Origin of the sequence: Krasilnikovia sp. MM14-A1259, assembly GCF_047159535.1 — a bacterium.
In the GTDB taxonomy this organism is placed as follows: domain Bacteria; phylum Actinomycetota; class Actinomycetes; order Mycobacteriales; family Micromonosporaceae; genus Actinoplanes.
This window is the reverse complement of the sequence record NZ_BAAGAJ010000002.1, coordinates 3,702,830-3,720,850: the sequence shown is the minus strand read 5'-3', so window position 1 is coordinate 3,720,850 and position 18,021 is coordinate 3,702,830. Positions and strand designations below refer to the sequence as shown.

Below are 18,021 nucleotides of genomic sequence, written 5' to 3'. Positions count from 1 at the left end.
TGAAGATCAGTGCTCCGTGCGCAAGTGCGGGAGCACGAGACTTAAGGAACGCTTAAACCTTTGGCCAGGAGAGCGTTTTCAGCGTGATCGTTTCGTGATGGGTGCGCTCCCGGTCCCGGCCACCGTGTGGGATCGTCGGCCCCATGACCTACTCCGGGGCGGGCGCGGGCGGGCTGCAGGCGCCGCTGTGGCGGGCCATAGCGGTCTACCGGATCGCCGCGCTCGTGTACGTGGCCATCCTCGTCGTACGCAACGTCTCCGAGTACGACTGGCCCGTACTGGCCTGGCCGGTGCTCGCGGTGACCGCCGGCTGGACCGTCTTCACCACGTACGCGTACGCCGACCCGGCCCGCCGCCGGGCCCCGCTGCTCGTCGCCGACCTGCTGGTCACCATGGCCGTGATGGCCTCCAGCGCCTGGATCGTCGGCTCCGGCCCGCTGAACACCGGCACACCCACCCTCGCGGTGGCCTGGCACGTCGCACCCGTCATCTGCTGGGCCGTGGCCTGGGGCCGGCGCGGCGGCGTGATCGCGGCGCTCGCCATGGGCGCCACCGACCTGCTCGTACGCGCCAAGTTCGACCAGGCCGCGTTCACCGGAACGGTGCTGCTGCTGCTCGCCGCGTTCGCGGTCGGCAGTCTGGTCCGGCTCGCCGAGGTGTCCCAGGTACGCCTGCAACGGGCCATCGAGCTCGAAGCCGCCACCCGCGAACGGGAACGGCTGGCCCGCGACATCCACGACTCCGTGCTGCAGGTGCTGGCGCTGGTGAAACGCCGCGGCGCCGAGCTGGACGGTGAGGCAGGCGAGCTGGCCCGGCTGGCCGGGGAGCAGGAAGCCGCGCTGCGGGCCCTGGTCACCACTCCCACCGCGGCGACCGTCGACGACCACGCCGACATCGACCTGATGACGCTGCTCGGGCCGTACGCGTCGACGACCGTCTCGATCGCCGCCCCCGCCGACGCGGTCCGCCTGCCCGGGCACGCCGCCCGTGAGCTCGCCGCGGCCGTCGCCGCGGCCCTGGACAACGTGACCCGGCACTGCCCGGCCGGCACGAAGGTGTGGATCCTGGTCGAGGACGAGCCCGGCGAGGTGCTCGTCAGCGTCCGTGACGAAGGACCCGGCATCGCCCCGGACCGCCTCGCCGAGGCCGCGGCACAGGGGCGCCTCGGCGTGGCCCAGTCCATCCGGGGCCGGGTCGCCGAGCTCGGCGGCACCGTCACGATCACCGCGGCGCCCGGCCAGGGCACCGAGGTCGAGCTCGCGGTCCCGCACCAGCCGATATCGTGACCCGGTGGAGCAGGAGAGCACCCCGGTCCGGGTCATGGTGGTCGACGACCACCCCATGTGGCGCGAAGGCGTCGGCCGCGACCTCGCCGCGGCCGGATACGCCATCGTCGCCACGTCCGGGGAGGGCCGCCAGGCGGTACGCATCGCCGCCGCCGCCCGCCCCGACGTCGTGGTCCTGGATCTCCAGCTCCCCGACATCTCCGGGGTCGAGGTCATCCGTGGCCTGCTGGAGGCCGTGCCCGGAGTGCGGGTGCTCATGCTGTCGGCCAGCGGGGAACAGCACGACGTGCTGGCGGCGGTCAAGGCCGGGGCCACCGGCTACCTGCTGAAGTCGGCCGGGCCCGCGGAGTTCCTGGACGCGGTCGCGCGGACCGCCGCCGGTGACGCGGTGTTCACCCCGGGGCTGGCCGGGCTCGTGCTCGGTGAGTTCCGCCGGATGGCCGTGGAGCCCGCCCCCGCCGACGGGCCCGCACCCAAGCTCACCGAACGCGAGACCGAGGTGCTGCGGCTGGTGGCCAAAGGGCTGTCGTACCGGCAGATCGCCGAGCGCCTCGTGCTGTCGCACCGCACGGTGCAGAACCACGTCCAGAACACCCTCGGCAAACTCCAGCTCCACAACCGGGTGGAACTCACCCGGTACGCGATCGAGCAGGGCCTGGACTAGGGCTACCCGTACTCGGGAGCGCGGGTCTCGTGCATCGCCAGCTCCTCGGCCGAGGCGCCGCCGCCCGCCGACCCGGCGTCGTACGCGACGCTGTCCGGCTCGTCGTCGAGGCCGGAGCCCTCGTCCGGCTCGACCAGGCGACCGACCGGCCGCGGCGAGTCGCCGTCGAGCTGGCCGTCGTCGTAGAGCGAGATCGCCGAGTTCGGGTCGGAGGTCGGGCCGGGACCCCACACGTCCGCCACGAACGCGGAGTCCGCGGTGTCCACGTCGTCGATCGTGTCGTCGTACCCGTCCCGTTCGCGCGGATCGGGGTCCTCCAGCCGCAGGTCCGGTTCCTCCTGGCGCAGCCGGTACGCGAGCGGCTCCCCCCGACGGGCCTCCTCGGCCGTGTCGCCGTACCGATTCGAGCCGCCCGGACCGACCCCCGCGAGTGCGGCGGGGTTCGGGCCGTCCGCCCACCGGCCGCTGCGCACCTCGTCGTTGGCGCTCGAATCGTCGTCGGCGGTGTCCGGTAACCCGGATGACTCCGGGTCCATCACCTCGGTCGGGTAGTCGTTGTCGCGCATACCCGGGGATTACCCGCGACCGTGGTTCGCCATACCTGCCGGAAGGCCCGATCGGGAGGAGCCGGACGACTCTTCCCCGTTCAGGATCGCCCACACCACCTTGCCGTCGCTCAGCGGCAGACTGCCCCAGTCCCGGGTGACCGCGTCGATGAGCAGCAGCCCGCGGCCCCCGTACGCGGTGGGGGGAACCGGGCCCTCGAAATGGGGCTGCGCCGCCGAGCGGTCCCGGACCGCGACCGCGATCGTGTCCGCGTACCGGGACAGCATGACCGTCATCGACGTACGGGCGTGCGCCACCGCATTGTTGGCCAGCTCCGTGACCACGATGCTGCCCGAACCGGCCAGCTCCGGCAGATCCCAGCGGGCGCACGCCTCGGTGACCAGCTCGCGGGCCCGCCGAGCCGCCCCGACCACCGGCTCCAGGACCAACTCCAGGCGCGCCCCGGGCGTGGGCGCGGACAGCGTCGCGAGCGCCGCCGGGACGCTGGGACACACCGGCAGGCCGGGGCGCTGCCAGGGTGTCGCGTCCGGCGCGGTGAGCAGGAGCTGCGCGGCGGGCCAGACGGTCGTCTCCCGGGCCACCCGGCGGAACACGTCCGCGGCGGCGCCGTCCGCGGGCATCAGCCCGGACACGTCCACGACGAGCGCCTCGGGTGCGTCGGCGAGCGTGTCGAGCAGAGCCTGCCGGACGTCCGCCGTGGTGTCGGCGGCCAGCACCCCCGTGATCCGGAGCACCGGATGGGCCCGCCCGCGGTCCACCACGTGTCCAACCTCGCTCGTCATGATCGCTCCATTGTGCCGACGGCTCCCGACGCCGGACTCGCCCCGGCCGCGGGGCTGCCCGGCGCGTGCCCTCCTCGCGGCTTGGGCTCGGTTTACCCCGTCGTCCGGCGGTCATGCGTGATCCGCCGCTCTGACCGGCTCCTGACGCAAAGTCTGCATCGCGGGGCGACCGCGGTTCGCGCGCGGGCGCTCCTGCCACCCGCACGGGCGGAACCGGGTCCGGGTCCGCGGTGCCGGCGCAGGCGACCGGGCGGCAGCGTTCCGCGTCCGGTCAGAGACCGGCCGCGCGCAACCCGGCACTCTGCGGGGTACGCCCGCCCGGGTGGGCGCCGCCCGGCGCGGTGGCGTGGTGGTGCTGCGGCTCCGCGTACTGGGACAGGCCCAGCACCGCTGCCAACGTGACCACGAAGCCGGTCGCCGCCATCCACTCACGGCCCGGCTGGATCTGGTCGCCCAGAAACAGCAGCCCGACGACCGCCGCGGGCACCGCACCCGCCGCGTCCATCGCGGCCACCGCCGCCGTCGTCGAGCCGCGCTGCATCGCCAGCCCCAGCAGCAACTGCCCCACCAGCGAGTGCCCCACCAGCAGGTACAGCAGCGCGTTGCCGAGGAAGCCGCCGAGCGTGTGCTCCGCCGCCAGCGGCCGGGCCGCGATCGCCGCCGCGGAGAAGCCGATTCCGGCCAGCGAACCCAGCACCACGGAGCCGAGCGCGCCGTGCAGCCGCGCCGCGAAGATGCCCGCCACCCCGAGCCCCACCAGCGTGACCGCCAGTGCGAGCACACCGCCCGCACCCAGCGGACGGGAGTGTGCCGGATGTGCCGCCAGCACGAGGCCCGTGATCCCCAGGAGCAGCAGGGCCAGCAGCGCGATCTCGGCGGGCGGCAGCACCCACTTCAGCACCAGGACCCCGAGCAGGGCGGTCACGCCCAGACCGGCCGCGACGCTCGCCTGCACCAGGAACAGCGGCAGATCACGCCGGGCCACGAAGGCCAGCAGGAAGCCCAGCACCTGACAGGCCAGACCCAGCACGTACGTACGCTGGCTCGCCAGGCGCACCAGCAGGCCCGGATCGAACGTGTGGTGCGCCGTCGTGCGTGCCGCAGCGACCGACTGCAACAGGTTGGCCACGCCGTATGCCACGATCATCGCCGCGAGACAGACCCAGCCTGTGGACACCACAGCGAGGATAGACCAGCCCCGGTCCTGCTCAGGCCGGATCGGGCGCCAGCCGGGCCAGCACCTCGTCGTGCAGTGGCCCGTTCGTGGCGATCGCGCTGCCCGAGCCCGGCCCCGGCCGGCCCTGCAGATCCGTGAACGTGCCCCCGGCCTCCCGCACGATCGGGATCAGGGCCGCCACGTCCCACAGCGACAGCTCCGGCTCCACCATCACGTCCAGCGCGCCCTCGGCCAGCAGCATGTAGCCGTAGAAGTCGCCGTACGCCCGGCTGCGCCACGACTGCCGCAGCAGGTCCAGCATCGGCGCCAGGCGTCCGGTCTCCTCCCAGCCGTCCAGGCTGGCGTAGCAGCAGGACGCGTCCGCGAGCCGGTTCACGGCCGACACCCGGATCCGGGTGGCACCGGCCTGGTGTCGGCCCGCGTACGCGCCGTGGCCGGTCGCGCCCCACCAGCGGCGGCCCAGAGCGGGCGCCGACACCAGACCCGCGACCGGGGTGTCGTCCTCCATCAGCGCGATCAGGGTGCCCCAGATCGGCACGCCACGGATGAAGTTCTTCGTACCGTCGATCGGGTCGATCACCCAATGACGGGTGCCGGCACCCGCGGTGGGCATGGACATGCCGTACTCCTCGCCGAGCACGCCGTCGCGCGGGCGGGCCCGTGCCAGGGTCGCGCGGATCGCCTTCTCCACCGCGGTGTCCGCATCGGAGACCGGGGTCAGGTCCGGCTTCGACTCGACGTGCAGGTCGAGCGCGCGGAACCGGGCCATCGAGATCGAATCGGCGGTGTCGGCGAGCAGGTGGGCGAGGGAGAGATCGTCGGAGTACCCGGCCATGCCGGAAACCTAGCCGATGACCGCGGCCCCGCCGGGACGGCCCGCTTCCGCGCGTCGCCCGTCCCCGCCGCGCCGAACGGCTGACCCCGCCTCGCGGTCCGCCCCGCGCAACCGCCCGGGCGGTCAGGCTTCTGGGCGCTCCTCGTGTGGGTCCTCGCCGGCACGGGAGGCGAGCAGGCGGCGGTAGCTGGCCAGCCGGCGCTGGTCGGCGTGCCCGTCGGCCACCCACTGGTCCAGCGCACAGTCCACGTCGGTGGTGGTGTGCCCGCAGTTCGGTGGACAGTCCACCGTGCCGTCGACCAGGTCGGGGAAGCCGTGCAGCAGGCTTTCGGCGCTCACGTGCGCCAAGCCGAAACTGCGGATTCCCGGGGTGTCGATGATCCAGCCCGGGTCCGCGCCGTCCCCGGCGGTCGGCGGCAGCCGCAAAGCGACCGCACTCGTGGAGGTGTGCCGCCCCTTGCCGACCGCGCTGACCACCCCCACCGCGCGCAACGCGTCCGGGACGAGGCGATTGACCAGGGTGGACTTGCCGACGCCGGAATGGCCGACCAGCACGGAGATCCGCCCGGCGAGCCGCTCCCGCAGCGGGCCGAGGTCGCTGTCCGGCCGGACCAGCACGTACGGCAGGTCCAGCTCGGCGTAGTAGTTCAGCACCGCCTCGGGACCCGCGAGATCGGCCTTGGTGAGGCAGAGCAGCGGCTCGACGTCCGCGTCGTACGCCGCGACCAGGCACCGGTCCACGAACCCGGTCCGCGGCGGCGGGTCCGCCAGCGCGCTGACGATCACGAGCTGGTCGGCGTTGGCCACGACGACCCGTTCGAGCCGCCCCTCGGGAGTGGTGTCGTCGTCGTCCGCGGTGCGGCGCAGCACCGAGGTGCGCTGCGCGATCCGTACGATCCGGGCGAGGGCCCCGGGTGCACCGGACGTGTCGCCGACCAGGGCCACCCGGTCGCCCACGACCACCGACTTGCGGCCCAGTTCGCGGGCGCGCATCGCGGTGATGATGTCGTCCTCGGTGGCGGCGTCGGGGCGCACGCAGCCGTACCGGCCGCGGTCCACGCTGATGACCAGGCCGTCGATCGCGTCCGAATGCTGCGGCCGGGTCCGGGTACGCGGTCGGGAGGACCGGCCCGGTCGGATCCGGACGTCGTCCTCGTCGTACTCCCGCTTGCGCCCCGGCAGGTTCAGCTCCTCGCCACGAGTCCCGCCCAGAGTTCGGGGAACTCGGGCAGCGTCTTCGACGTACACGCTACGTCGCTGAGGTGAACGCCCTCGACCGCCAGGCCGACAACCGCCGCGGCGTGCGCCATCCGATGGTCCGCGTACGTCTCGAAGACGGCCGCGCGCAGTGGCCCGGGCGTGATCTCCAGCCCGTCGGGGTACTCGACGATCCCGGCGCCGACCTTGGCGAGCTCCCGGGCGAGCGCCGCGATCCGGTCGGTCTCGTGACCGCGGATGTGTGCGACGCCGCGCAGCTCGGAGCGCCCGTCCGCGAGCGCCGCCAGCGCGGCGATCACCGGTGTCAGCTCGCTCACCTCGGACAGGTCGGCCGTGATGCCGCGCAGCGTGCCCGTGCCGCGCACGGTGAGCCCGTCGGCATCGTGCCCGACCTCCGCACCCAGCGCGGTCAGCAGTTCGGTGAGCCGGCCGACCGGCTGCCAGCTCTCCCGCGGCCAGCCGGCCAGGGTGACCGCGCCCCCGGTCACCATGGCGGCCGCGAAGAACGGCGCCGCGCCGGACAGGTCGGGCTCGATGACCCAGTCCCGGCCGTGCAGCGGGCCCGGCTCGACCACCCAGACGTCCGGCACGGTGTCGTCCACGGCCGCGCCGGCGGCCCGCAGCATGTGGGTGGTCATCCGCAGGTGGGGCGCGGAGGGCACCGGCGGGCCCGCGTGGCGCAGCACCAGCCCCTTGCCGAAACGGGGTGCGGACAGCAGCAGGCCGGAGACGAACTGGCTGGAGGCGGAGGCGTCGATGACCGCCTCGCCGCCGTCGACCAGTCCACGGCCGCGGATGGCCAGCGGCAGCCCGCCGGTGGGCGACGCGTCGAGGTCGACGCCCAGCGCGCGCAGCGCCGCCACGATGGGGCGCAGCGGGCGGTTGCGCGCGTGCGGGTCGCCGTCGAACGTGACCGTGCCGTCGGCCAGCGCGGCGACCGGGGGAGCGAACCGCATCACCGTGCCGGCCAGCCCCACGTCGATCCGGGCCGGTCCGCGCAGCGGGCCCGGCTCGACCACCCAGGACTCGTCGGCCCCGGTGTCCACGGTGGTGCCGAGTGCGCGCAGCGCCGCCGCCATCAGCGTGGTGTCGCGGGCACGCAGCGGCCGCTCGATCCGCGACGGCCCGGCCGCCAGGGCGCTGAGCACCAGGGCGCGGGCGGTCATCGACTTGGAACCGGGCAGCTGCACGGTCGCGTGCACCGCGCCGGCGGCGGTCGGGGCGACCCACGGGCGCGGTGTGCCCCCGGGGCCTGCGGATGGCGGGTGGGTGGCGGCCGACGGGCCGGGGTCATCAGTCACGGCCCCATTCTGCCGGGGGCGCCCGACAATCTCCCGGCGCGTTCCCGCCCCCCGGGACGGCGCACGGCGGCGTACTGTCTGCCGCATGTGCGGCAGGTACGCGACGACACGCAGCGAAGCGGATCTCACCGTGCTGTTCGACGCCGCGAGCGTGGCCGAGGAGCTCGGCCCGAGTTGGAACGTCGCGCCCACCGACCCCGTGCCCGTGGTGCGGATGTCGCGGCGCCACGGCGGCCGGGTGCTCGACACCGCCCGGTGGGGCCTCGTGCCCCCGTGGGCGCAGGATCTGCGCGGCGGCGCCCGCATGATCAACGCGCGTGCGGAGACGGTGGCGTCCTCGCCCGCGTTCGCCCCGTCCTTCGCCCGGCGGCGCTGCCTGGTCCCCGCCGACGGCTGGTACGAGTGGGTCCGCTCCGGCCGCCAGCGGCAGGCGTACTACATGACCCCCGCCGACGGCGCCCCGCTCGCGTTCGCCGGGCTGTGGTCGGCGTGGGGTCCCGACTCGGTCCTGACCTGCAGCGTGCTGACCACCACGGCGCTCGGTGACCTGGCGCGGGTGCACGACCGGATGCCGCTGATCCTGCCGCCCGACCGCTGGGCCGACTGGCTCGCGGGCGGGGACGGGGCCGCGCTGTTGCCGCCGGATCCGGCGTTGCCGGCCGGGATCGAGGTCCGTGCGGTCCGGCCGGATGTCGGAAACGTCCGCAACAACGGGCCCGAACTGATCACCCCGCCGTCCACCCCGGCCGAGGCGACTCTGTTCTGACCGCGCCGGCGCGTCCGGGCGAACATGAAGCCTGCTCAGGTGCCTACCCGAACGTTCTCGACGGCCTGCCCGATCGGGCCGACGTGGGGTGACAGGGCCCGTCGAATTGTGAAGATCACCCAGATTTGACGCCGGTTGCGTCGGCCAACTTAGTAGCACGGCGCACAAGCCTCTTGTTCTGATCTTCATTCCTGCGATACAAACCACCGCCGGTGTGGTTGCCGGCTCGCAGGGTGCGGGCGGCGCGACCACGGTCACCGGTCCCACGGGGGAGGTGGGCAGATGACTCGGGCACGAATGCCGCGTCCGCATGAGGTCGCCATCGCACGGCGCGACCAGAGACTGCTTCGGGCAATCGACCAACGACGGTCGGACGAGGCCTGGCGTGTTCGCGGCGCGTGCCGCAGCGTCGACCCGGAGACGTTTTTCCCGGCTCCGAACGAGCCGTCGGACCGCGCGGTCACGCTCTGCGGCGCTTGCGACGTGCAGGGGCCGTGCCTGGCCCGGGCGCTGCAGGTGGGGGACTGCCACGGCGTCTGGGGCGGTACGACGCCGCGCGAGCGCCGCGCCATGCTGATCGCCTGGCGTGAGCGGGTCGGTCCCGACGGGGAGGCCGTCGACGACGGACCCGACGCCGAGGACCGCCGCCTTCTCAGTCTCGTACCGGTCAGCCGCTGATCCCGCCTGTGCAGTCCAGCGGGTCGGTCGGCGCGCTGGCTGGCGGCCGGAGGGGCCGCGCGACAATGAGGTCGTGACCAGCGACATCACCGCAAGCGACTACACCGTCGATACCCCGCGTGGGCCGGCCGGGATCCGGGTGACCGATCCCGCGGGCCCGCCGCGCGCCCTGCTCGTGCTGGGCCACGGCGCGGGCGGCGGGGTGGAGGCGCCGGACCTGACGCGCGTGCACGACGCCGCGGTCGGGGCCGGGGTCCGGGTCGCACTGGTGACCCAGCCGTACCGGATGGCGGGCCGGCGCGCGCCCGCGCCCGCCGGGCATCTCGACGAGGCGTGGATCGCGGCGGTCGGGCCGCTTGCCGCGCCCGGGGTGCCGTTGATCTGTGGCGGCCGGTCCAGCGGTGCGCGGGTCGCCTGCCGTACGGCGGCCGAGCTCGGCGCGGTGGGCGTACTGGCGCTGGCCTTCCCGTTGCACCCACCGGGGCGGCCGGAGCGCAGCCGGGCCGAGGAGCTGCCCGCCGACATCCCCACGCTGGTCGTGAACGGCGACCGCGACCCGTTCGGGGTGCCCGAGCCAGGTGGTGCGGTGCAGGTGGTCGTGCGCCCGGGGGCCACCCACGACCTGCGCAAGGACCTGGCCGGTACGGCCGATGCCGTGCTCGCCTGGTTGCGCCGCCACCACTGGGCCGACTGAGCCCGAACCCCGACAAATCTCCAGGGTTTCCGCGTACTTTTGTCCCATCCTGTACGGATCAGCGTCATGATCGGGCACGTCGGGCCGTCGCGCGACGGGAATGCTTGCAAGATGCAGGCCGTTGCATTTCCCGGATGGTCGTACGTCGGAAGGGGTCCAGCGGTGCGTGCCGAATCCGGATGCGTCGAGCGCGACGGGGCGAAGCAGCGGCAGGTGCGGGGGCTGTTGACCGCCCCGGACTGGCCCGCGGTTCAGCCGCCGCTGCAGACATCGTCATCGGTGAGTGTCAGCACACCCGCGGTTTTGGGAACGGCAGAGCGGGCACTACCCGTATCCTCGGCGGGGCGGCCGAGGGGAGACGTACGGGTGACGCCAGCAGAGCGGACGGAACGGACGGAGCAGCGCCGCGCGCGATTCGAGCGCGACGCGCTGCCCTTCGTCGATCAGTTGTATGCGGCGGCGCTGCGGATGACCCGCAATCCGGCCGACGCCGAGGACCTGGTGCAGGAGACCTACCTCAAGGCGTTCTCCGCCTTCCACCAGTTCGAGGAAGGCACGAACCTCAAGGCGTGGCTGTACCGCATCCTCACCAACACCTACATCAACTCGTACCGGCGCAAGCAGCGGCAGCCCGTGCAGGCGCCGACGGACGAGATCACCGACTGGCAGCTGGCCGCGAGTGAGTCGCACACCTCCGCGGGCCTGCGTTCCGCCGAGACCGAGGCGCTGGACAGGCTGCCGGACAGCGACATCAAGGACGCTCTGCAGGCGCTGCCGGAGGACTTCCGTCTCGCTGTCTACCTGGCCGATGTCGAGGGCTTCTCGTACAAGGAGATCGCCGACATCATGGGCACGCCGATCGGGACCGTGATGTCCCGCCTGCATCGCGGCCGTCGCAACCTGCGCAAGCTGCTGGAGCGGTACGCCGCGGACCGGGGCATCACGCGCGGCACCGATGCGCCGGCCCGGCAGGAGGCGTGAGCGACGTGAACAGCGAGGAACACAAGCCCGACTGCGGTGCCGTCATCAGCGAGGTCTACCTCTACCTCGACCTGGAGTGCAGCGAGGAACGCCGGATCCTGATCAAGAAGCACCTCGACGACTGCACCCACTGCCTGCACGAGTACGGCATCGAGCACGAGGTGAAGGCGCTGGTCGCCCGGTGCTGCGGCGACGAGGTGGCGCCGCGGGAGCTGCGGGAGCGGCTCCGGGTGAAGCTCAACGAACTGGTCGTCGAGGTGGAGACCCGCGAGTACCTGCCCTGACGTACGACCCCCGGTGCGAACGCGGGAGGGCCGGCAGCGGTGCGCTGCCGGCCCTCCCGTCGTATGTGCTGGCTCAGGAGTTGGGCCGCTTGCCGTGGTTGGCGGAGCTCTTCTTCCGGGCCTTCTTCTTGCGGGCCTTCTTGGCCATCTCGGCCTCCTATCCGTGGCAGGTCGTCGCGCCCGATCGTAGTCGTCAGGCGCGGCGGCCCCGGATTCCCCCATCAAGTGCCCATGATTGGATAACCTCCACCCGAAAGCGCCGACTAGGAGGAATCACCATGGCCGACGAGATCCGAGCCGAGATGGTGGCCAATGTCTGGAAGGTCGTGGCCGCCGCCGGCGATGAGGTCGCCGAGGGTGACACCCTGGTGATTCTCGAATCGATGAAGATGGAGATCCCGGTGCTCGCCGAGTCCGACGGCACCGTGGCTCAGATGGCGGTCAACGAGGGCGACGTCGTTCAGGAAGGTGACCTCATCGCCGTGATCGAGTGACCCGCCCGGTCAGCCAGCCCCACAGCCGGCCACCCAGCAGCGGGTGGGGCAGCAGCCGCCGTCCCGGACGGCGGCTGCGCTGGCGCGGGATCGTGGCCGTCGTGCTGCCCTCCTCGTCGGCCCGGATGACCGCCGCGGCCAGTTCGCGGGCCTGCGGGGCGAGCCCCGGGGTCGCCAGCGCGAGCTGAGCCACCGACCAGGCGATGTCTGCCGATTGGGCCGAGGCGGTCGTCACCACGTCGGCCAGCGCCCGGGCCACCACATCGGCCACGTCCGCCCGCGCGGCCGGCTCCACCCATGCGTACGTGACGAGCGCGAACAGCGCGGCCTCGGTGATTGCGTCCGTGCCGCCCGCGGCCAACTCGACGAGCAGCCGGCGGCGCCGGGAGCCGGACCACGGCTCGTCCGCACCGTGATGCAGCAAGCCCAGGCAGGCCCACACGTACACGCAGCGCGTCCACCGCGCGGGATCGTGCGCGGCCAGGGCCCGGCCGACCTCGGTGTCCGGTGTGGCCGGCGGATGCGCGAGCAGGCCGAGCAATTCCTGCGGCTCGACCAGCAGCAGCCCGACCGCGGCGTCGTACGCGGCGGGCGGGTGCGGCCACACCGGGTGCGCCACGCGCTGCAGCCGCTGCACCGCCGCGGCCGAGGGCCGGGCGACGGCGGCGCGGGCGACCGTGGGGTACGCGACCGACGGGCGGGGGGCCGGAGGGCGCGACGCCACGGGGAACCGGCGCCGCGGATCGGGCGATGCGTCCGGCGCGGACGGCACCCGGCCCAGCCACGGCACGTCCTGGCAGCACTCGGCGAGGTCGGTGTGCTCGTGGGTGTCGTCCGGGTGGTAGCGCTGGAAGTCGGCCAGCCGGACGAGGTGCTCCACGTCGCCGTCGGAGCGGAACCGCAGCCGGTGCCCGGTGTGCACCGCGCAGTCGAAATCGGGATCGCGGGCCAGTGCCCGGTCGATCCACTCCAGCGCCTCGTCCAGGAGGCCCTGGGCGGCGAGGGTGCCGGCGATGTCGGCGTACACGGACAGGTCGTCGGGGTCGTGCGTGACCGCGCGCCGCAGCGCGTCGAGCGCCTCGGGCAGCCGGCCGGCGCTGCGGTACGCGTACCCGAGCCAGATCTCGCCCAGCTTGGAGGGCCGGACCCGGACCCCGCGGGTGGCCCAGTCCACGGCGATCGCCGCGTCGCCGACGCGGCGCGCGAGCGCCGACCCGGCGCCGAGCAGCAGGTGATGAGCGGGATGCGCGGCCACCGCGTGCCGGACCACGGTCAGATACGGCTGCAGGGCCTCGCGGCCCGCCTCGGGGGCCGGGTCACCGATCGCGGTGCACAGCCGCATGACCATGCGGGCCAGCATGTCCGGATCCATCCGGGCGCCGAGGGAGGGCTCGCTCACCCAGGGCACGCCCGCCCAGTCCATGCCGGGCGTGTGCCCGCTGGCCGCGGCGAGCAGGGGCAGGCCGTCCTCGGGGCGCCCGGCGGCGGCGAGCAGGTGGGCGCGGGCCACGACGGTGCCGACGAACGCGTGCTGGCCCACCGGGAACAACTCCAGGCCGCCATCCGCCCGGGCCGCCAGGCGGCTGAGCAGCTCGTGGGTTTCCGGCAGGGTGGGTGCGTGCGCGATGGCTCCGGCCAGATGGTCGGCGGCGTGGTGCATCTCGCCCCGGTCGAGGGCCGCGCGGGCCTGCTCCAGGTCGTGGTCGGCGGAGAGTCGGGGGTCTTCCATGGGGCTGCGCCAACCTTTCGACGTCGCGCGGGATGCGCCACGACGCGAGCCTAGGCGACGGCGATCGATATGTCAGGCCGGGTCCTGCGCATTGTTGCGTGAAACATTGTGTTTCCTCGCTCTTTCGTGCAAGACTGCGCACGAAACGCGCGGGTACCGTGCATAGAGGAGGGGTTTTCCAGTGACGCAGCGAGGCCAGGGCATGGCGGCCGACATCGCGGAGCAGCCGGCGGGCATGGCGCGCCTGCTCGACCGCGAGCACACCGCCGCGATCGCGGCCGTGGCGGCCCACGTGGCGCAACGCCGCCCCCGCCACGTCATCTTCGTGGGCCGCGGCACGTCCGACCACGCCGCCCTGTACGGCGCGTATCTCACCGAGATCCGGCTCGGCCTGCCGGTCGGCCTGGCCTCGCCGAGCGCCATCACCCTCTACGGCGCCCGGCCGGACCTCTCCGACGCGCTGGTCGTCGGCGTCAGCCAGAGCGGCGGCTCACCCGACCTCGCCGGCGTGCTCACCGTGGCCCGTCAGAGCGGCGCACTGACGCTCGCGGTCACCAACAACCCCGGCTCGCCGCTGGTCGCAGCCGCCGAGCTCGCCATCGACATCGCCGCCGGGCACGAACGCGCGGTGGCCGCCACCAAGACGTACACCGCCGAACTGCTCGCGCTGCTCCTGCTGATCGAGGGCATCCGCGCGGGCGACGGCGTTCTGCCGGCCGACGAGCGCGCGGCGCTGGACAAGCTGCCCCAGCTCGCCGAGGAGGTGCTCGCGGACGCGGACGCCGAGGCGCTGGCCCAGCGCTACCGCTTCGCCTCCCGCATGGTCACCACCGGCCGGGGGTACGCGTACCCGACCGCGCGGGAGGCCGCGCTGAAGCTGATGGAGACCTCGTACCTGCCCGCGCTGGCGTTCTCCGGGGCCGACCTGCTGCACGGCCCGCTCGCCATGGCCGACCCGGACGTGCCCGTGCTCGCGGTCGTCGGTGGCGGCCCGGGAGGTCAGTCGATGAAGGACGTGGTCAACCGGCTCGGCGAGCGCCGCGCCGACGTGGTCACGGTCGGCCCCGCCGATGTGCCCGGCGCCGCCGGGCGGCTCGCGGTCCCCGGCGTCGACGAGCGGTACGCCCCGCTGCTCGACATCCTGCCCCTGCAGCAGCTGGCCCTGGCCCTGGCCCTGGCCCGCGGCGAGGACCCGGACGCCCCCCGCGGGCTGAAGAAGGTCACCACGACGCTGTAGGAGACGCCGCCGGTGGGCATGGCAGGCTTGAGCCGTGTCCACCCTGCGCGACCTGGCCGAGGAACACACCGACCTCGGCCCCGCCGACATCGACCACCTGCACCGCCTGGCCGGCGACTGGCAGCTGCTGTCCGACCTGTCCTTCGCGGACCTGCTGCTCTGGGTGCCCGTCCGGCCCGCGGACGTCCGGCCGCGCGAGTTCCTGTGCGTCGCCCAGGTCCGGCCGACCACCGCGCCCACGGCGTACCAGGACGACCAGGTCGGCAAGATCTTCGGCGGGCCGGAGGTGGCGCACCTGGACATCGCGTACGCCCAGGCGCGGATCTGGCGCGAGGGCGACCCGGTCTGGTACGGCGACACCCCCGCCCGCCACGAGGCCATCCCGGTCCGTATCCGCGGCGTCGAGGAGCACGGCGAGGTCGTCGCGGTCATCGGGCGCGACACCAACCTGTCCACCGCGCGCACCCCGAGTCAGCTGGAGCTGAACTACCTGACCACGGCGGACGACCTGGCGCAGATGGTCGCCGACGGGACGTTCCCGCCGCCCCGGCGCACCGGGGAGACCACGTCCGCGCCGCGGGTCGGTGACGGGCTGATCCGGCTCGACGCGTCCGGCAAGGTCACGTACGCCAGCCCGAACGCGCAGTCCGCGTACCGGCGGCTCGGATTCAACGCGCACCTGGTCGGCGAGGAACTGGCGGTGCTGACCGGCCGGCTCGCCGCCGACCCGCTGGAGGGCACGGACACCGGCGAACGGATGCTCGCGGCACTGCGTGGCGAGTCACCACCACGCAAGGAGGTCGAGGCGCGCGGCGCCACGGTGCTCATGCGGGCCCTGCCGCTGATGCCCGCCGGGGTGCCGATCGGCGCACTCGTGCTGGTCCGCGACGTCACCGAGGTACGCCGCCGCGACCGCGCCCTGATGACCAAGGACGCCACCATCCGGGAGATCCATCACCGGGTCAAGAACAACCTGCAGACCGTCGCCGCGCTGCTGCGCCTGCAGGCCCGCCGGGTCGACAACTCCGAGGCACGGATGGCGTTGCAGGAGTCCGTGCGCCGGGTCGCCTCGATCGCGCTGGTGCACGAGACGCTGTCGATGTCGAGCGACGAGGCGGTCGAGTTCGACGGGATCGTGGACCGGGTGGCCAGCGCCGCGACCGAGGTGGCGGCCATGGTGAGCGCGGTGAAGATGCGCCGCGAGGGCACGTTCGGCGTGCTGCCCGCAGAGATCGCCACGTCCCTGGTGATGGTGCTCAACGAGCTGCTCATCAACGCGGTCGAACACGGTTTCCCGGGCGGGGATGAGGCCGGGGCCCCGGTGCTGGCCGAGGGGCCCGGCGAGGTGATCGTGTCGGCGCACCGGTTCCGCAAGCAGCTGCACGTCACCGTGGCCGACAACGGCCGTGGCCTGCCCGAGGGCTTCCAGGCGGACGCGGGGGGGCGGCTGGGCCTGCAGATCGTCCGGGCGCTGGCCACCGGGGAGCTTCGCGGCACCATCGAGCTGCGCAACCGGGCCGGGGGCGGCACCGAGGCCGTACTGGTGGTGCCGCTCGGCAAACGCTGAGCGGCCCGCGGCTCAGCGCCTCGCGAGGAACAGCGCCACCGTGAAGCCGTCGAAGCGCCAGCGCTCGGCCTGCCGGTACCTGGCCCGCAGTGCGTCGCGCACCGACTCGGAGAGCTGGTCCGTGGTGCCCGCGCGGCGGCCCGTGGCGAGATCGTCCCCGCTGACCACCCACACCCGGGGCGTGCCCACCAGGCAGGCGGCCGGGTCGTCGCACTCGGTGGGCCACAGCGATGCGTTGTGCACAGCGTCGGACTGCAGCAGCACGTCGCGCGGCCCGGCGCCGTGCAGGTAGTAGCGCATCGCCACGTCGGTGAAATGCCAGCCCTGCCGGGGCGCGTACACGACCCCGTCGCCCGGCACCGACCAGTTCCGCAACAGGTCCGCGACGGCCAGGTAGTCCAGCCCCGAGTGCCGCTGCCGCAGCTCGTTCTGGGCGGGCAGCCCGACCAGCGCGAGCACCAGCACGACCGCCAGCGCCGTGTGCAGCCGCAGCCCCGCCAGCGCCCGGCCGGCCAGCACGCACAGCAGCGGCACCACGAAGACCAGGTACCGGCCGACGAACATCGGCGCGACCAGCTGATCGGCGGCGAACAGCAACCCGTACGGCAGCAGCACGGACAGCCAGAGCAACCGGCTCCAGACGTCGGCGGGCGCCGACGCTCCCCGCCGCGGCAACGCGAACACCGCGATGGCGCACAACGCGCCGCCCACCAGGCTGGAGATGAAGATCGTGGTGGGCAGTTCGGCGAGGGCGTCCGGCGTAGCCCGGGACAACCAGTTCAGCTGGGAGCCGCGCTGCGGCGCCCCCAGCAGCGCGAGGGGCAGCACGCCTGCGCACCCGGCCGCCGCGGCCCCGGCCCACCACAGCACCGACGTGCGGCGGGCCGCCGCCACCGCAGCCCCCAGCCGCGGGCCGGACGGGTCGCCGCGGGCGGTCAGCACCGGCACGGCGACCGCGTGCCCCGCCAGCAGCAGCAGCCCCACCTGGTGCGACCAGCCCAACAGCAGCACACACCCCGCGTACGCCACCCAGCGCCACCATCGGGGCCGGGCCAGCGCCGCGACCAGGGCGAGCGTGGCGAGCGTGGCGAACAGCGCGGCGAGCGCGTACCCGCGGGCCTCCTGGCCGTACCGGGAGACCACGGGCAGCGTGGCCACGAGCAGGCCCGCGAGCAGGGCGGCCCGGTTGCCGTACAGGCGGCGGGCCAGCAGCGCGGTGGCCGCGGCCGTGGCGGTCATGGCGAGCATCGAGGGCATCCGCAGCGCGGTCACCGAGTCGCCGAACCAGCCGACCCAGACGTGCAGGAACAGGTAGTACGGCAGCATCACCGCGTCGATCGTGTGCCCCAGCGCGACGATCTGCGGCGCGGTACGCATCGCGGCGTCCCAGCTCGCGAATTCGTCGCGCCACGGCGGCGCCGCTGCGGCCCGGAACCACACCACGAGCCCGGTGACCACGGTCGGCACGACCCAGCTCAACGTACGGGCCAACGGGCCCGGCGCAGTGGCGCCGCGGACGCGGGTGATCGCACCCGCGACCGTCTGCGGCACCGGGTGGCCGAGCATCCCGCTCTTCGTGGCCCTGGCTGTGCCCCCGGCCGTTGGACGGGCTGCCTCCCCGGGTGCGGCTGCCTCCCCGGGCGCGGCTGCGTCCGAGTCCGCGGCTGGGTCCCCGGGTGCCGTCCCGGCCGCGGGGCCGGCCGACGGGTCGCGCCCGGATGCGCGCGCGGGGTTTCGCGTCGGCGGCGTCCGGGCCTCGGC

General features: G+C 73.9%; 19 protein-coding genes. 10 read left to right on the top strand and 9 right to left on the bottom strand.

What is annotated here, in order from left to right:
• Positions 1–143 precede the first annotated feature (143 nt).
• Positions 144–1,286 (top strand): MacS family sensor histidine kinase, encoded by a 1,143-nt coding sequence (gene macS, locus ACMCNK_RS16585; RefSeq protein WP_412737304.1) that lies wholly within the window; start codon positions 144–146, stop codon positions 1,284–1,286.
• Positions 1,287–1,320: 34 nt separating this feature from the next.
• Positions 1,321–1,950, top strand: coding sequence for a response regulator (locus tag ACMCNK_RS16580; protein WP_412740886.1), 630 nt, complete (start codon positions 1,321–1,323; stop codon positions 1,948–1,950).
• A gap of 2 nt (positions 1,951–1,952) precedes the next feature.
• On the opposite strand, the gene ACMCNK_RS16575 is transcribed toward ACMCNK_RS16580, so the two are convergent.
• The 6 genes from ACMCNK_RS16575 to aroA form a co-directional block, all read right to left on the bottom strand.
• Positions 1,953–2,516, bottom strand: a complete 564-nt coding sequence (locus tag ACMCNK_RS16575) for a DUF5709 domain-containing protein (RefSeq protein ID WP_412737303.1) — start codon at positions 2,514–2,516, stop codon at positions 1,953–1,955.
• Positions 2,517–2,525: 9 nt separating this feature from the next.
• Positions 2,526–3,299, bottom strand: coding sequence for an ATP-binding protein (locus tag ACMCNK_RS16570; RefSeq protein ID WP_412737302.1), 774 nt, complete (start codon positions 3,297–3,299; stop codon positions 2,526–2,528).
• 271 nt (positions 3,300–3,570) lie between these two features.
• A complete protein-coding gene (locus tag ACMCNK_RS16565) occupies positions 3,571–4,446 on the bottom strand; it encodes a hypothetical protein (protein WP_412740885.1) in 876 nt (291 codons plus the stop codon).
• Between the two features lie 61 nt (positions 4,447–4,507).
• A complete protein-coding gene (gene hisN / locus ACMCNK_RS16560; RefSeq protein ID WP_412737301.1) occupies positions 4,508–5,311 on the bottom strand; it encodes a histidinol-phosphatase in 804 nt (267 codons plus the stop codon).
• 123 nt (positions 5,312–5,434) lie between these two features.
• Positions 5,435–6,493 (bottom strand): ribosome small subunit-dependent GTPase A, encoded by a 1,059-nt coding sequence (gene rsgA / locus ACMCNK_RS16555; protein ID WP_412740884.1) that lies wholly within the window; start codon positions 6,491–6,493, stop codon positions 5,435–5,437.
• A gap of 2 nt (positions 6,494–6,495) precedes the next feature.
• A complete protein-coding gene (gene aroA, locus ACMCNK_RS16550; RefSeq protein ID WP_412737300.1) occupies positions 6,496–7,830 on the bottom strand; it encodes a 3-phosphoshikimate 1-carboxyvinyltransferase in 1,335 nt (444 codons plus the stop codon).
• An 85-nt stretch (positions 7,831–7,915) separates the two neighbouring features.
• Between aroA and ACMCNK_RS16545 the strand changes: the two genes are divergently transcribed.
• The 5 genes from ACMCNK_RS16545 to rsrA all read left to right on the top strand — a co-directional run bounded on the left by ACMCNK_RS16545 (position 7,916) and on the right by rsrA (position 11,233).
• Positions 7,916–8,596 (top strand): SOS response-associated peptidase, encoded by a 681-nt coding sequence (locus tag ACMCNK_RS16545; RefSeq protein WP_412737299.1) that lies wholly within the window; start codon positions 7,916–7,918, stop codon positions 8,594–8,596.
• 282 nt (positions 8,597–8,878) lie between these two features.
• Entirely contained in the window at positions 8,879–9,274 is a 396-nt protein-coding gene (locus tag ACMCNK_RS16540; protein ID WP_412737298.1) for a WhiB family transcriptional regulator, read from the top strand.
• Positions 9,275–9,347: 73 nt separating this feature from the next.
• Positions 9,348–9,968, top strand: coding sequence for an alpha/beta family hydrolase (locus tag ACMCNK_RS16535; protein ID WP_412737297.1), 621 nt, complete (start codon positions 9,348–9,350; stop codon positions 9,966–9,968).
• Positions 9,969–10,130: 162 nt separating this feature from the next.
• Positions 10,131–10,949 carry a sigma-70 family RNA polymerase sigma factor gene (locus tag ACMCNK_RS16530; RefSeq protein WP_412737296.1) on the top strand — a complete coding sequence of 273 codons (819 nt, stop codon included), beginning with the start codon at positions 10,131–10,133 and terminating at the stop codon, positions 10,947–10,949.
• Positions 10,946–11,233, top strand: a complete 288-nt coding sequence (rsrA, locus tag ACMCNK_RS16525; RefSeq protein ID WP_412737295.1) for a mycothiol system anti-sigma-R factor — start codon at positions 10,946–10,948, stop codon at positions 11,231–11,233. The genes ACMCNK_RS16530 and rsrA overlap by 4 nt, the downstream gene beginning before the upstream one ends.
• Positions 11,234–11,306: 73 nt before the next feature.
• On the opposite strand, the gene ACMCNK_RS16520 is transcribed toward rsrA, so the two are convergent.
• Entirely contained in the window at positions 11,307–11,381 is a 75-nt protein-coding gene (locus tag ACMCNK_RS16520; RefSeq protein ID WP_369752275.1) for a 50S ribosomal protein bL37, read from the bottom strand.
• Between the two features lie 124 nt (positions 11,382–11,505).
• Here ACMCNK_RS16520 and ACMCNK_RS16515 point away from each other — a divergent pair, with 124 nt between their 5' ends.
• A complete protein-coding gene (locus ACMCNK_RS16515) occupies positions 11,506–11,727 on the top strand; it encodes a biotin/lipoyl-binding carrier protein (protein WP_412740883.1) in 222 nt (73 codons plus the stop codon).
• On the opposite strand, the gene ACMCNK_RS16510 is transcribed toward ACMCNK_RS16515, so the two are convergent.
• On the bottom strand, positions 11,708–13,456 hold the full coding sequence (locus ACMCNK_RS16510) for a tetratricopeptide repeat protein (RefSeq protein WP_412737294.1): 1,749 nt from the start codon (positions 13,454–13,456) through the stop codon (positions 11,708–11,710). The two genes, ACMCNK_RS16515 and ACMCNK_RS16510, sit on opposite strands and share 20 nt — an antisense overlap.
• Positions 13,457–13,658: 202 nt before the next feature.
• On the opposite strand from ACMCNK_RS16510, the gene ACMCNK_RS16505 reads away from it, so the two are divergent.
• A complete protein-coding gene (locus ACMCNK_RS16505; protein WP_412740882.1) occupies positions 13,659–14,693 on the top strand; it encodes an SIS domain-containing protein in 1,035 nt (344 codons plus the stop codon).
• Positions 14,694–14,727: 34 nt separating this feature from the next.
• Positions 14,728–16,260 carry a sensor histidine kinase gene (locus ACMCNK_RS16500; RefSeq protein WP_412737293.1) on the top strand — a complete coding sequence of 511 codons (1,533 nt, stop codon included), beginning with the start codon at positions 14,728–14,730 and terminating at the stop codon, positions 16,258–16,260.
• A 12-nt stretch (positions 16,261–16,272) separates the two neighbouring features.
• On the opposite strand, the gene ACMCNK_RS16495 is transcribed toward ACMCNK_RS16500, so the two are convergent.
• The gene (locus tag ACMCNK_RS16495; protein ID WP_412737292.1) at positions 16,273–17,826 is read right to left on the bottom strand and encodes a glycosyltransferase family 39 protein; all 1,554 of its coding nucleotides are present in this window, start codon (positions 17,824–17,826) and stop codon (positions 16,273–16,275) included.
• Positions 17,827–18,021: the final 195 nt, after the last annotated feature.